The organism is Arthrobacter sp. TJ-58, assembly GCF_058269295.1.
The window spans coordinates 122,393-135,439 of sequence record NZ_JBZCNM010000005.1 but is presented as its reverse complement, the minus strand read 5'-3'; the positions used below and the strand labels follow the sequence as shown (position 1 = coordinate 135,439).

General features: G+C 65.2%; 15 protein-coding genes. 10 read left to right on the top strand and 5 right to left on the bottom strand.

Annotation, left to right across the window (positions count from 1 at the left end; genetic code table 11):
* Nucleotides 1-109: 109 nt before the first annotated feature.
* The 3 genes from AC4D2W_RS15130 (at nucleotide 110) to AC4D2W_RS15120 (ending at nucleotide 2,269) form a co-directional block, all read left to right on the top strand.
* On the top strand, nucleotides 110-979 hold the full coding sequence (locus tag AC4D2W_RS15130; protein ID WP_490927742.1) for a hypothetical protein: 870 nt from the start codon (nucleotides 110-112) through the stop codon (nucleotides 977-979).
* Nucleotides 976-1,719 (top strand): DUF4166 domain-containing protein, encoded by a 744-nt coding sequence (locus AC4D2W_RS15125; RefSeq protein WP_490927741.1) that lies wholly within the window; start codon nucleotides 976-978, stop codon nucleotides 1,717-1,719. The genes AC4D2W_RS15130 and AC4D2W_RS15125 overlap by 4 nt, the downstream gene beginning before the upstream one ends.
* A 64-nt stretch (nucleotides 1,720-1,783) precedes the next feature.
* Nucleotides 1,784-2,269 carry an FBP domain-containing protein gene (locus tag AC4D2W_RS15120; RefSeq protein ID WP_490927740.1) on the top strand — a complete coding sequence of 162 codons (486 nt, stop codon included), beginning with the start codon at nucleotides 1,784-1,786 and terminating at the stop codon, nucleotides 2,267-2,269.
* Here the strand turns inward: AC4D2W_RS15120 and AC4D2W_RS15115 are convergent, their stop codons facing one another.
* Both AC4D2W_RS15115 and AC4D2W_RS15110 read right to left on the bottom strand, forming a co-directional pair.
* On the bottom strand, nucleotides 2,270-3,280 hold the full coding sequence (locus tag AC4D2W_RS15115) for an NAD(P)-dependent oxidoreductase (protein ID WP_490927739.1): 1,011 nt from the start codon (nucleotides 3,278-3,280) through the stop codon (nucleotides 2,270-2,272).
* 102 nt (nucleotides 3,281-3,382) lie between these two features.
* The gene (locus AC4D2W_RS15110; RefSeq protein WP_490927738.1) at nucleotides 3,383-4,027 is read right to left on the bottom strand and encodes a CE1759 family FMN reductase; all 645 of its coding nucleotides are present in this window, start codon (nucleotides 4,025-4,027) and stop codon (nucleotides 3,383-3,385) included.
* Nucleotides 4,028-4,417: 390 nt separating this feature from the next.
* Here AC4D2W_RS15110 and uriH point away from each other — a divergent pair, with 390 nt between their 5' ends.
* The 3 genes from uriH to AC4D2W_RS15095 are packed head-to-tail and all read left to right on the top strand — an operon-like array spanning nucleotide 4,418 to nucleotide 7,749.
* Nucleotides 4,418-5,365: a uridine-preferring nucleoside hydrolase UriH gene (uriH, locus tag AC4D2W_RS15105; RefSeq protein ID WP_490927737.1), complete on the top strand. Its 948-nt coding sequence runs from the start codon at nucleotides 4,418-4,420 to the stop codon at nucleotides 5,363-5,365.
* The gene (uriT, locus tag AC4D2W_RS15100) at nucleotides 5,362-6,792 is read left to right on the top strand and encodes a uridine transporter UriT (RefSeq protein WP_490927736.1); all 1,431 of its coding nucleotides are present in this window, start codon (nucleotides 5,362-5,364) and stop codon (nucleotides 6,790-6,792) included. Before uriH ends, uriT begins: the two co-directional genes overlap by 4 nt.
* 42 nt (nucleotides 6,793-6,834) lie before the next feature.
* Nucleotides 6,835-7,749, top strand: a complete 915-nt coding sequence (locus AC4D2W_RS15095) for a ribokinase (protein ID WP_490927735.1) — start codon at nucleotides 6,835-6,837, stop codon at nucleotides 7,747-7,749.
* Between the two features lie 101 nt (nucleotides 7,750-7,850).
* On the opposite strand, the gene AC4D2W_RS15090 is transcribed toward AC4D2W_RS15095, so the two are convergent.
* Nucleotides 7,851-9,521, bottom strand: coding sequence for an FAD-binding dehydrogenase (locus AC4D2W_RS15090; protein WP_490927734.1), 1,671 nt, complete (start codon nucleotides 9,519-9,521; stop codon nucleotides 7,851-7,853).
* A gap of 225 nt (nucleotides 9,522-9,746) precedes the next feature.
* Here AC4D2W_RS15090 and AC4D2W_RS15085 point away from each other — a divergent pair, with 225 nt between their 5' ends.
* Nucleotides 9,747-9,896, top strand: a complete 150-nt coding sequence (locus AC4D2W_RS15085; protein WP_490927733.1) for a hypothetical protein — start codon at nucleotides 9,747-9,749, stop codon at nucleotides 9,894-9,896.
* Between the two features lie 87 nt (nucleotides 9,897-9,983).
* Here AC4D2W_RS15085 and AC4D2W_RS15080 read toward each other — a convergent pair whose 3' ends face one another.
* A complete protein-coding gene (locus AC4D2W_RS15080; protein ID WP_490927732.1) occupies nucleotides 9,984-10,220 on the bottom strand; it encodes a YegP family protein in 237 nt (78 codons plus the stop codon).
* Between the two features lie 103 nt (nucleotides 10,221-10,323).
* On the bottom strand, nucleotides 10,324-11,316 hold the full coding sequence (locus AC4D2W_RS15075; protein ID WP_490927731.1) for an asparaginase: 993 nt from the start codon (nucleotides 11,314-11,316) through the stop codon (nucleotides 10,324-10,326).
* A 199-nt stretch (nucleotides 11,317-11,515) separates the two neighbouring features.
* Between AC4D2W_RS15075 and AC4D2W_RS15070 the strand changes: the two genes are divergently transcribed.
* Genes AC4D2W_RS15070 through AC4D2W_RS15060 form a run of 3 tightly spaced genes read left to right on the top strand, consistent with a single transcriptional unit; the run spans nucleotide 11,516 to nucleotide 12,966 of the window.
* Complete coding sequence (locus AC4D2W_RS15070) at nucleotides 11,516-11,740, top strand: hypothetical protein (RefSeq protein ID WP_490927730.1); 225 nt, start codon at nucleotides 11,516-11,518, stop codon at nucleotides 11,738-11,740.
* Between the two features lie 45 nt (nucleotides 11,741-11,785).
* Nucleotides 11,786-12,226, top strand: coding sequence for a very short patch repair endonuclease (locus tag AC4D2W_RS15065; RefSeq protein WP_490927729.1), 441 nt, complete (start codon nucleotides 11,786-11,788; stop codon nucleotides 12,224-12,226).
* Between the two features lie 47 nt (nucleotides 12,227-12,273).
* Nucleotides 12,274-12,966, top strand: a complete 693-nt coding sequence (locus tag AC4D2W_RS15060; protein ID WP_490927728.1) for an HAD family hydrolase — start codon at nucleotides 12,274-12,276, stop codon at nucleotides 12,964-12,966.
* Nucleotides 12,967-13,047: the final 81 nt, after the last annotated feature.

Here is a 13,047-nt window from a genome sequence, read left to right as displayed (position 1 = left end):
ACTTCCACCGCCGAATCTCCACATCCAAACCGCCACATCCAAACCGCCACATCCAAACCTCCACCGCCTGATAGCAAGACCGGCCGGCGCCGTGCATTAGGCTTCCCGCATGGGGAAACAGGGACAGCAGATTTATGTGGAAATTCCGGTGCGGGCCAGTCTCGACAGGCTCTGGCAACTCAGCCAGGATCCTGATCTGCATCCCCGATGGGACCTGCGCTTCACCGCCATCCGTCCCGTTGCTCCTGCGGCTGCCCCAGGGACTGCCCCTGCGGCGGCAGAAGGAAGCGGTCAGGACGGGACGCAGCACTTTAGCTACGAATTCGCCCTCCCGTTCCACACCATCCGCGGCACGGGCACATCGCTGGGGACGCGGGTATCCGGAAGCGGACACACTACGTCCGTCTTGAAGTTCGCCACTTCGGATGTCCTTTCACCGATTAAATCCGGGGCCGGATACTGGCGCTATGTGCCCGACGACGGCGGTGTCAGGTTCATCACCGGCTACAACTATCAGCCGGGCTGGGGAGGGTTGGGGAAGCTCCTGGATGCCCGGGTCATCCGGCCCGCACTGGGCTGGGCCACCGCCGTCAGCTTTGATCGGCTGCGGTTGTGGGCCGAGAATGACACGAACCCGGCAACGGCCCGCAATGCCTGGCTGGCTGACGGGGTTGCCCGCGCCATCGGAATTGGCCTTGCTCTCCTGTTGTTCAGGGCCCCGGCCGGAACCGACACCGGAACCAACACCGGAGTCCAGCTCGGAGTCCAGCCCCTAAGGCAACCCGGAAGCCCAGGCGGAATCAGAAGCCGGCCTCGACGCCTCAGCACGACGCTGCCGGCGGCCACGCTTACCATTGCTGCACTAGCCTGTCCCGCAGCCAAGAGCGTGCCGCGGGCCGCACGCTGCAGCAGGTCAACAACCGACCGAACGGTCTCCGGGGCTCCCTCTGCCCTGGCGGATCTGCAGGAACCGGCATGAGCCCGGACATCAGCCCGCTGGGGGCCGACAGTCCTGTTCCTCCCGCCGGTGTGAGCCCGGGTTCCATCTTCCGGCAGGCGCTCGGCCCCGAATTCGACCGGTTGCATCCCATGCTGCAGCGCCGTTTTGGTGTGGACCCTGAAGCCGGCTATGCCTGCATTGGGCACGGTGTTTTTGCCGAGGTCCGGCGTGGCGCCTGGTGGACGGTTCCTTTCCTGAGAGTCGGCGCCTTCCGCAACATCCTCTTTCCAGATTCGGGAACCAACGTCCCCTTCACCATCGAGAACTACCCATATGTGGACGGCTTCGGCCGGCCGACGGTCACCTTCGCCCGCACCCTTGAAGTCCGTCCCGGAAAGCCCCGGCGCTTCGACGCCACGATGATCTTCAGCCCCGGGCGCGGCGGCGTCGTCGACTATTTGGGAACCCACCAGCATTTGGCGACCGATCTCCAGCTGGCGGTGCGCGAGGACGGCTCGCTGCACCTGCGCTCCACCGAACTCCGGTTCTCTGAAGGCAAACTCCGTTTCACGGTTCCCCGGTTGTTCAGCGGGAGTGCGGACCTGTACGAGTCCTGGAACGAGGACCGTCAGCGGTTCAGTATCCAGCTGCAGGTGCGCAACCCGATCTTCGGTTTCCTCTTTGGCTACCGCGGGGAGTTCAGCTGTGAGTTCCCTGCAGTGACGGCAGCTGATGTACCGGCCCGTCTCAAACCCCGCCGGGAGGAAATCCGGGAATAGCCGGGGCTTAAAATGGGAACCGCTTTGCCCACCTATCGATGAAAGCAGTCCTTGCATGCAACCAATGACGGAATCTGCCATCCGCCGGTCCTTCATTAATGCCAGCCGGTCCGAGACGGCGGCGCTGCGCCTTCCGCAGGACCTTGAATCGATCGACTGGGAAAATCTGGACCAGCTGGGCTGGCGTGATCACAAGATGCCTAAACGCGGTTATCTGCTGGCTCCTTTTGAAGGGTCCGTAGTCGGCGTCCTGCTGCGCGCCCCTGATACTGCTGCGCCGAGGAACCGCCGTGTCCTCTGTGCCCTGTGCGAGGACATTTATTCCGAGGACGAGGTCTTCCTCTTCGTAACCAAGCGCGCAGGGGCACCGGGCCGGAACGGCAACACCGTGGGCACCCTCATCCACTCGGACTTCACCTGCTCCCGCAATGTCCGGGCCGAGGTCAAGCCCACCGCCATACACCCCGATCCTGACGTAGTCGTGAAGACGCGAATTGAAGGGCTGCAAGCGCGCACCGAAAAGTTCATCCGTCAGGTGCTCAACCGGTAGTCAGTACCCTGCTTCAACGTCCACTGCGCCGTCCAGCGGTTGTCCGGCAGCGAGCCTGCGTACGTTGTCCCGCACGCGTCCGGCCAGAAGGGGAGCCACCATCGCGGGGGTTTCAGCGGTGTGCGGCGTCACCAGTGCACGCGGCTCCGTCCAGAGCGGATGCCCGTCCGGCAGGGGCTGCGGATCGGTCACATCCAGCGCTGCACCGGCCAGTTTGCCTGCAGCGAGCGCCTGCGCCAGGGCATCCGTGTCCACCAGGGGCCCGCGGGCGATGTTGATCAGGAAGGCGTCTGGCTTCATCAGCTGCAACCGCCGGGCATCCATCAGATGCGCAGTGCCGGGAGTCATGGCCGCGGCAAGAATAACGACGTCGGCGGCCGGCAGTGCCCTATCCAGCCCCGCATCGGTAATGGTGCGTTCGGCGCCCGGAACCGGCCGGTTATGGGCGCGGACCACCGTGACATGCTCCGTGAATAAACTCAGCAGCCGCAGGATTTCCTGTCCGACTCCGCCGGCACCCACCAGGACCACCCGCCGGTTGTGCAGCGACGTCCCCTGTGGCTGCCCCCAGGTGCGGGAGCGCGCATACGCCGGGATATTGCGCATCACGGCAAGAGTGAGGGCCAGTGCAAACTCCCCCACCGGCTGCCGGAAGGCACCCTTGCCGCTGGTCCACTCGATCTTCGAGTGGGTTCTCATGACCTGGTCGTACTGGTCCACGCCGGCAAGGGGAAGCTGCACCCAGCGGATGTTCGCGTGCGCGGCGACGGCGCGTTCAACGTCACCGGGACCAACAACTTCCGCCAGTACCAGCGCGTCGGTGCGGCTTGAAAGGGGTTCGACGACGCCGCCGCCCTCCGAGACGGCCCGCACGAGTTCCGAGGTGGGCGCAGGGAGAATCGCAACCGACGGCGCTGCCGGGCCCGGCTGAAACGGATTGGCCGAAGGCACCGGCTCGGTCCCGTTCTGCGGCGAAGGCGAGGATGACTCAGGGTCAGCATGCTGGGCCATGTTCGGCTCCTGGGCTGGTGAGGTTCCCGGAGACCGGGACGGCTCCTGTCGAGTGTAGTTCGGCACTCACCCGTAATGAAGGCTAGTCGCCCGGCGCCGGGCCTACCCTTGCCGGGTTTGGGCCAGCAACTGCTCGAACGGGAGCGACGCCATGGGATCCCGGCGTGCCGCCGGCTGTTGGTCTCCGAACAGGGCAGCGAGCTCACCCGCAGCGCGGCGAACCCGGGCGTCCAGGGCTGTCACTCCCGGTTGGGCCGTTCCGGCGTCGGCAGACCCGGATCCCCAGTCTTCCGGGGCCGCATACACGGCTGTGGGAGCAACCCGGGCGCGAAGATAACTGAACATGGGACGCAGTGCGAAGTCCAGCACCATGGAGTGCCTTGCGCTGCCGCCGGTAGCCCCGAGGATTACCGGTTTGCCGTCCAGGGAGGTGTTGTCGAGGACATCGAAGAAGGACTTGAACAGTCCGCTCATGGAAGCGGTGAAGACGGGCGTCACGGCCACCAGGGCATCTGAGTCCACCACTTCATTGATGAGTGCTTCCAACTTGGGCGGGGCATAACCGGTCACCATGTTGTTGGCGACGTCCACGGCGTATTCGCGAAGTTCAAAGGTACTGACGGAGGCCGTTGCACCGGATGCCTCCAGTGCCTGCCGGGCGGCAGCAGCCAACTGGTCAGCCAGCATCCTGCTGGACGAGGGAACCCCCAGACCCGCTGTGACGACTACGATTCTGCGATCCGACATACCGACCTCCTAAGTTCATGCTTTTGCATCTACTCTCCAGAACGGTCAGCTGCCGGCAGATATTCCCCGATTCGGACGGGGGCAGGTTAGAGCTTGTCTGCGGAGTACGCAAATCGGCGGGAGGATCTCGGGACCGGCACAGCAACACTCAGAAATGCCGGCCCCAAAACGCCGATATCTTTAATGCAGTGCCCGCCGTTTCCGGGGAAATGCGCTGCTCTCGAACCCTCTTCCGGCCCAGCCGGAACCCGTTCCGCAGTGCACCGCACTCCGCTTACGGCCCAGTCCGCACCGAGCTTTTCCTGCCGCCTGCGGACCGGACTGCCCAGGCAGAGCACTGCACCAAGGGGCCCCGGCCCCCAGCTAGAACCTCAACGAAGCGGAGATGCAATGCCCCACAAAATCATCCTGGACTGCGATCCGGGGCATGATGATGCGGTCGCCCTGCTGCTGGCACACGGCAGCCCTGAAATCGAGCTTTTGGCGGTGACCACCGTCGTCGGAAACCAAACCCTGGAGAAGGTGACCCGCAACGCCCTGGCAATTGCGCGTGTCGCAAATATCACAGGCGTTCCCTTTGCTGCCGGCAGCCCGCGGCCCCTGGTCCGAACCATTGAAAACGCTCCGGACATCCACGGCGAGTCGGGCATGGACGGTCCCGAACTGCCGGAGCCGGCCATTGAACTGGACCCGCGGCACGCCGTCGACCTCATCATCGACACGGTCATGGCCCACGAACCCGGAACCGTCACACTGGTTCCCACCGGCGGCCTGACCAACATTGCGCTGGCAGTCCGCAAGGAACCGCGCATCGCCGAACGCGTGAAGGAAGTTGTCCTGATGGGCGGCGGCTACCACGTGGGCAACTGGTCCGCCGTCGCCGAGTTCAACATCAAGATCGACCCCGAAGCCGCGCACATCGTTTTCAACGAGAAGTGGCCGCTGACCATGGTCGGCCTGGACCTGACGCATCAGGCCCTGGCCACGGACGAGGTGGCCAGCCGCATCGCCGCGGTAGGCACCAAGCCCGCGAAGTTCGTGGGCGAGCTGCTGGAGTTCTTTGGCCACGCCTACAAGGACGCCCAGGGCTTCGACTTCCCGCCCGTCCACGACCCCTGCGCGGTGGCATACGTCATTGACCCCTCCGTGATGACCACCCAGCGGGTTCCGCTGGACGTTGAGCTGACCGGCACCCTGACTCTGGGCATGACGGTGGCGGACTTCCGCGCCCCTGCCCCCGCCGACTGCAACACCTCCGTGGCTGTGGACCTGGACCACCAGAAGTTCTGGGACCTGGTTGTGGATGCCCTGGAACGAATTGGCGAGGTAGACCTGTGAGCGAAACCGCGCAGCGCCGCGTCAATGTCGCCGTCCTGATGACGGCCCTGCTGGCTGCCTGCGTGGCATTCCAGCTGAACGCCTCCATGCTCTCCCCCGCACTGGTGAAAATCGAGGAGGAACTCAACACCACCTCGGCGGCCGTGGGCCTGACCCAGACCGCGTTCTTCACCTCCGCGGCCCTCTTCTCCCTGTTCCTGCCGCGCCTCGGTGACATCATCGGCCGCAAGAAGGTCCTCGGCGGCATGCTGGTGGTGCTGACCATCGGCTCCGTCGTTGCGGCGCTGGCACCGAGCATCGAAGTGCTGTTCATTGCCCGCCTGATCCAGGGAGTCTCCGGACCCGTGGTGCCCCTGGCTCTGATCATGCTCCGCGTGGAGATCAAAGAGCCCAAGCTCTACGGCACGCTGATGGGCGTGATCACGGCAGTCAACGGCGGCATTGCCGGCGTTGATGCGCTGGCCGGCGGTTATCTGGCCGAAAACCACGGTTTTGCTTCGGTCTTCTGGGCCATGGCTGTGGTTGGTGCTGTCGCCGCAGCCCTGCTGATCTTCCTGGCGCCCGAGTCCACCGCTGAGAAGAAGGAAAAGATGGACTGGGTGGGCGTGGTTCCCCTGGTCATCTCGGTGGGCACCCTGCTCACCGCCTTCAACGAGGCCGGAAAGCTGGCCGACGCCAACTGGCCTCTGGTCATCGGCCTGATCGTCGTTTCCGTCGTCACGTTCGCCGTCTTCTGGAAGGTGGAAAACCGCAGCACCCATCCGCTGGTGGCCACCCATTTGCTCAAGCAGCGGTCCACCTGGGCCCTGCTGCTGACCACCCTGCTGACCATGACCGGTGTCTTTGCCGTCATGAACGGCATCATTCCCGCCCTGGCGCAGGACGGCGTCGTCGGCTTTGGCCTGGGCGCCGAAGACTCCGCCTGGTGGACGCTCACGCCGTACGCCATCGCCGGCCTGGTCATGGGTCCCGTTGCGGGCCGCCTTGCCGCGAGCTGGGGCTACGGCAAGATGCTGCGGATCGGCATGATCGGCTCCGTCATCGCGCTGGCCCTGATGCTCCTGGTGGTCGGCAGCGACTCCAAGCTGGGCCTGCTGGGCGTCTCGGTGCTGGTCGGTATTACGTACGCCGGCATCGGCAACATCATGCTCAACGGTCTGGGCATTGTGCTCTCCCCCAAGGAGAACCCCGGCTTCCTGCCGGGCCTGAACGCCGGTGCGTTCAACCTGGGTGCCGGGCTGAGCTTCGCAGTGATCTACGCTGTGAAGACCGCCACCACCGCGGCAGACGGGTCGGGCACCGAGGGCTATTACGGCGGAATTGTTGCCGGCCTCATCATCCTGGTTTTGGCCCTGGCCACATCCTTCCTGATCCCCAAGCCCGCCGACGCCGAAGTGGGCGCCCACCCGGCGCCCGCCCAGCACTGACACCCGCCTGATCCGCAGTCCGTTTTCAAGGAGAGTTCCCGTATGTCCGCCGGAATAGTTGTAGTTGTAGGGTCGCTGAATGCTGACCTCACCGTCCGCACCGACCGCTTCCCGCAGCCCGGGGAGACCCTCAACGGGTCTGAACTGGTGATTGTTCCTGGCGGAAAGAGCGCCAACCAGGCGGCAGCGGCGGCCATTTTGGGCGCCGAGGTCCGCCTGTTCGGTGCGGTGGGCGCCGACGGCCACGGAGACCTGCTGCTGAAGGCCGCGGGGAATGTCGGTGTTGACGCCTCCCGGGTGCTCCGCCGTGCAGACACGGCAACCGGTACGGCCATGATCGTGGTGGACGCTGCCGGGGAAAACACCATCATCGTCTCCCCCGGCGCTAACGGCACGGTCACCGGAGCCGAGCTGCCGGCCGACCTGTTCGACGGAGCCGCCGTGCTCACTCTGAGCCTGGAGGTTCCGCTCGAAGCCGTCACCGCTGCCGCCCAGGCAGGGCACGACGCCGGAGCCTCCGTCCTGCTGAACCTCTCGCCGTACCAGGAAGTTCCGGCGGAACTGCTGTCACTGACCGATGTGCTGCTGCTCAACGCCCATGAAGCGGCGCTCGTGACTGGCCTGGCCGATCCGGCGTCGGACTGGGAAGCGGTCATCGCTGCCCTCGATGAGCTCGGCGTCCGGCGCACGATCATCACTTTGGGCGGGGACGGTGCCGTCGTGCTGGACGGCGCTGCCTCCGGTGCGGACCGTGTGGTTGTAGTGGCACCCACCCGGGTTGCCGCGGTGGATACCACCGGCTGCGGGGATGCCTTCACGGCGGCCACGGCCGCCCGCCTGGCAGCCGGGGATTCCCTCGCCGACGCCGCAACGTTCGCTGCCCGAGCCGGCGCACTGGCTGCCACCCGCGAGGGTGCCCAGTCGTCCTACTCCGCGCTGCAGGAGCTGGTGGGCTAAGGCTCGATCACCGCATACGACGACGGCGCTTCCCGCTTGGGAGGCGCCGTCGTCGTTTCTGCGGACCCTACCGTGCCGCGGACCCTACCGTGCTGCGGACCTTACCGTGCCGCTGCGCGCCCGGCTGTGCGGCCGCTGAACAGGCAACCGCCCAGAAACGTTCCTTCCAGGGAGCGGTAACCGTGCATCCCGCCGCCGCCAAAGCCCGCGGCTTCCCCGGCAGCAAAGAGGCCGGGAACGGGGTTGCCGTCCAGCCCGAGGACGCGCGAATCGAGATCGGTTTCCAACCCGCCGAGGCTCTTGCGGGTCAGGACGGAAAGCCGGACTGCGATGAGCGGACCATCTTTGGGAGCCAGGATCGGACGCGGAGTCGCCGTGCGGATGAGCCGGTCCCCCAGATAATTCCGTGCGCCCCGGATGGCGGTGACCTGGCTGTCCTTGCTGAAGGGATTGGCGATTTCGCGGTCGCGGGCTTCCAGTTCGCCGCGGACGGCCTCGGCGGACAGCACCGGAGCATCCCCGTTGGTGGAGTCCTTGGCCAGCGCGTTCATCCCCGCCACCAGTTCCTCCACTGAACCGGAGGTGAGAAAATCCTCGCCGTGGTCCAGGAACTTCTGCACCGGCCCGGGCACCCCGGCGGTGGCACGGCCGAGCACCTCCCGCACGGACTTGCCCGTCAGGTCCGGGTTCTGCTCGGACCCGGACAGGGCAAACTCTTTCCGGATAATCGCCTTGTTCAGAAGAAACCAGCTGTAATCGTGGCCGGTGGTGCGCAGATGTTCCAGCGTGCCCAGGGTATCGAAGCCCGGAAACAGCGGCACGGGCAGCCGATGTCCCGCAGCATCCAGCCACAGCGAGGACGGCCCGGGCAGGATCCGGATGCCGTGGTTCGCCCACACCGGGTTCCAGTTCTTGATGCCCTCCACGTAATGCCACATCCGGTCCGGGTTGATGACCCGGCCGCCGGCGGTTTCACCGGCAAGGATTCCCCGGCCGTCCACATGTTCAGGCACCCCGCTGAGCATGGTGGCCGGCGCAGGGCCCATCCGCGCCGGCCACGCCTTCCGCACGAGGGAATGGTCACCGCCAATTCCACCGGTGGTGATAACGACGGCGCCGGCTGAGAACTCGAATTCCCCCGCCGGGGTGCGGCTGGTCGCAGCGCCGCGGGCCGCCGTCGTCGGCTCCAGAACGGTGCCGCGAACCCCGGTGACGCTTCCGTTGCTTAGCGTCAGATCTTCCATCCGGTGGCGGAAGGCCAGACGGACCCGGCCGCGGGCGACGCCGTCGCGCACCTTTGCTTCGAACGGTGCAGTGATGCCCGGTCCGGTGCCCCACGTGATGTGGAACCGGGGCACGGAGTTGCCGGGGCCGGTGGCACCGTAACCGCCGCGTTCCGCCCAGCCGACCACAGGGAAAATCCGGTGGCCCATTTCATGCAGCCACGCGCGCTTTTCCCCGGCTGCGAAGTGAACGTAGGCCTCGGCCCAGCGGCGGGGCCAATGATCTTCCGGCCGGTCAAACCCTGCCGTTCCCAGCCAATCCTGCCAGGCCAAATCCACGGAATCCCGGACCCGCAGCCGCCGCTGCTCGGGTGTATCCACCATGAACAGTCCGCCAAAGGACCACCAGGCCTGGCCGCCGAGGCTAGCCTCGCCCTCCTGCTCCAGCAGAATCACGGTGCGGCCGGCATCAATGAGTTCCGAGGTTGCCACCAGCCCCGCCAGTCCGGCTCCTACAACAATGACGTCCGCATCTGTGGTTGGCTGCATCCGGTTCACGGTACCGGCAGAGGGTGCCTCTGGCTAGGACCGATAGTTCATGGTGACCGCGAGCCGTCCCGAGGCTGCACAGCCCGCTGAACTGGCCACATCCCCCGCTGCATTGGCCACTTGGTCCTTACCCCTTTCTGCCCGAAGCGCTCGTTCCTAGACTTGGGGTTATGGACTGTGCTTTCAGAGAGCTGCCGTCCGCCCCGACCTGACTGGAGAGAAACCATGGCTGAGAAGGAAAACCCCGCATCCGGCGAGGACCAGAACCGCACCCACAACGAGGCTCCTTCCGAAGGAGACACTTCCTCCGACGCCGATACGCAGCGCCAGCACACTCAGGATGCAGCTGAGGGAGACGACGCCGGCAAGAAGTAGGCCGGCAGCAGCAAAAGGCCTGGGATTCCACTACGGAATCCCAGGCCTTCTCAGTTGGTATGACGGCCTAACCGCCGGGCTTTCCTGTCAGGACGCCCTTGCCCTTCCAGTGTTGTGACTGGCCTCGCCCAGTACGTCGGCGTCGTGGCTTTGGTCCACGATCGGGCCGGTGCCTGCAATCTCGCGCAGCAGTTCAATACCGGCAACAGCCGCCTGCTTCGTGGGGAACATCGCTGATACCGCCATCAGGGCGCCGTCACCGGAAATGAGCTTAATCCGGAACGCGCCGTCGTGGGCGTCTACCAGCTTGAAGTAGCCCGACATCTCTTACCTCCTTGTAAGGGGTACATCTGTGCCCTTAATAGTAAGCCAGCTTACCGCTGGCGGAACCATTCGATTCAAAATTCGAGTACCTGCTGCGGCGCGCTCATCCGGACTGCCCGCCCTGCCTCCCGGGGGCGGCCGTGAGGGCGCGGAGAATTTGTTCCGGAGTGGCCGGCTGAGAGGTGAGCAGGGCCGCGAGGATGCGCGCCTGAGCAGGCTTGAGGTCCCCCGACGGAATGGCTCCGGCCCGCACCAGATCAACTCCGCCCCCTGCCCCGTACGTCGGTACCACGGGCCCAAAAGGCACCCGGGAGCTCAGCACCACAAAGCACCCCGCCCGCACAGCATCCTGGACTGCTTCAGCAAACCCGGGGCCGGCATTTCCGAGCCCTGTCCCGGCAAGGACAACGGCGTCGGCGCCGGCGTGGACGGCAGAGGAGAAAAGATCAGGATCCGCGCCGAGCGGACAGTCGACGATGCTGACCCGGGCGGCGTCGAACTTCTCGCCCGGCATGCGCAGCGCTGCGGGCCGCAGCGGCCGGGCTGTCACGTGCAGGCTATCGCCGATGAAGTGTGCCACCTCCGTGCCGCCGGCAAAGGGGTCTGCAGCCGTGGTGCTGGCGACGAAGGAGCCCCGGGCGGAGCGGACGGTCCCCGCAAATGAAATAAGCACGCCGGTGCCGCGCAGTTCCGGAGAGGCAGCGGCCTCCACGGCCTCTTCCAGATTCTGTGGTCCATCCGGAGCAGGACTGTCGGCGGGACGCCTGGAACCGGTAAACACCACGGGTTTGGGTGAGCTGTGGACCAGGTCCAGCAGGAAGGCAGATTCCTCCATGGTGTCCGTTCCGTGGGTGATAACCACGCCGTCCACGGTGGAATCCATCACTGCATTCCGGGCTGCTTGAGCAATGCGGCGAAGGTCCGAGAGCTGCAGCAGGTAGCTTCCGGTGATCATGACGTCCTGCACGGTAACGGTATGCCGCCTGGAGAGCGTACGGATCAAATCCGCGGCGTGATCCGAGGGCACCAGCCCGCCGGGCCCGGTGCTCCGGGACGCGATGGTCCCACCAGTGCCGATGATTCGGATGGAAGCCATAAACCAGCCCTTCGCGTGTTTCGCATCTACCAGCCAACGTAGGCCGCGTCTGCGGGTTGTGGCTAGGGCGCAGCACTGTACCGGCTGCATGGAAGCTGATCCGGGGAATGCTGCGGGCGGGGCCCGTGTTGAACCCAATAGCGCGCCGAGTGATAAGTGACGTGTCGTGAGAAGTAACGCGAAAAGCAAGAAGGGCACCATGCAGACCATTGACCAGAACGTCATCGACTTTGTTCGCCGTTACGGCAGGGTCCAGCCCCAGGATGTGGCCGAGGAGTTCGACCTCGGCGGAGTGCAGACCCTGAACGTCCTCAAGTCGCTGGAAGACATGGGCGCCCTGCGGCTGGTTGAGGGCGGCGACGGCACCTTTGCCGTACCCACGGGACAGTCACTCTGCGATCCCTACACCGGCACCTGCATCTAGCTGTTCCCGGCGGGCGCAGCATCCACCCGTACCTAGACTGGATTCATGGCCGATACCGTCACTGCTGAGCAGCGCAGCCGGAACATGTCCCGGATTCGGAGCAAGAACACCAAACCCGAGCTCCTGGTACGGCGGCTCCTTCACGCAGCCGGCTACCGGTTCCGCCTTCACGGTTCCGCCGGCGGAAAACTGCTCCCGGGAAAGCCCGACCTGGTTTTCGCTGCCCGGCGCAAAGTTATTTTCGTCAACGGCTGTTTCTGGCATCTGCACAGTTGTCGCGCCGGACAGCATGCACCGCAGACCAACGGCGCCTTTTGGGCCGAGAAACGGCAGCGGACTGCGCTTCGCGATGCCGCAGCAGTAGAGTCGCTGGCCCTGGCAGGGTGGGAATCGCTGACGGTGTGGGAGTGCGAACTGAAGGACCGCAGCGCTTTGGAGAATCAACTTGTCAGCTTTTTGGGTCCGCCCCGGTCCGGCGGTCACTAGACTCTAAAACCTCACCTCAATCGCACTCAAGTGAAGGCAGGACCTACATGGCACAGAACAGCACAGCCAAGCGCGGCGTTCTTTTCGACGTCGACGGAACCCTGGTTGATTCCAACTACCTGCACGCTGTCGCCTGGTGGCAGGCGTTCCGCCGGATGGACCACGACGTCCCCATGTCCGCGGTGCACCGCGCCATCGGCATGGGCGGCGACAAACTCGTGGAACATCTGCTGGGTGAAGACAGGAACACGGACGAGGACGAGAAACTCGACGAAACCCACGGTGCCATCTTTTCCACCTGGTGGCCGTCCCTGCGCTCCTTCGACGGCGCCCGCGAGCTCCTGCTCGCCTGTGCAGACCAGGACCTGACCGTGGTGCTGGCCTCTTCGGCGACGGAACCCGAACTGAAAGTCCTGCGCGGCGTGATCGACGCCGATTCGGCGATTGCCGCCGCCACCAGTTCATCCGACGCGGAAGAATCCAAGCCGGCACCGAACATCCTGCAGGCAGCCTTGGACTCCTCCTCCCTTGCAGCTGAAGACACCATCTTTGTCGGCGATTCAGTGTGGGACGTGAAGGCAGCCGCCGATCTGGAGATCCCCACCATCGGGCTGCTCTGCGGCGGCACCAGCGAAGCCGAACTGCGCGAGGCCGGAGCCAAGGAAATCTTCGAAGATCCCCGCGACCTGCTGGATAATCTGTCCGCGTCACTGCTGGGGAAGCTCATCAGCCGCAGCTGACCCCTGGCAATCAGGGAACCAGCTCCACCAAACAGAACAGAAGAGCCAGACGAAGGGCCGGGGAAATGTTTTCCCCGGCCC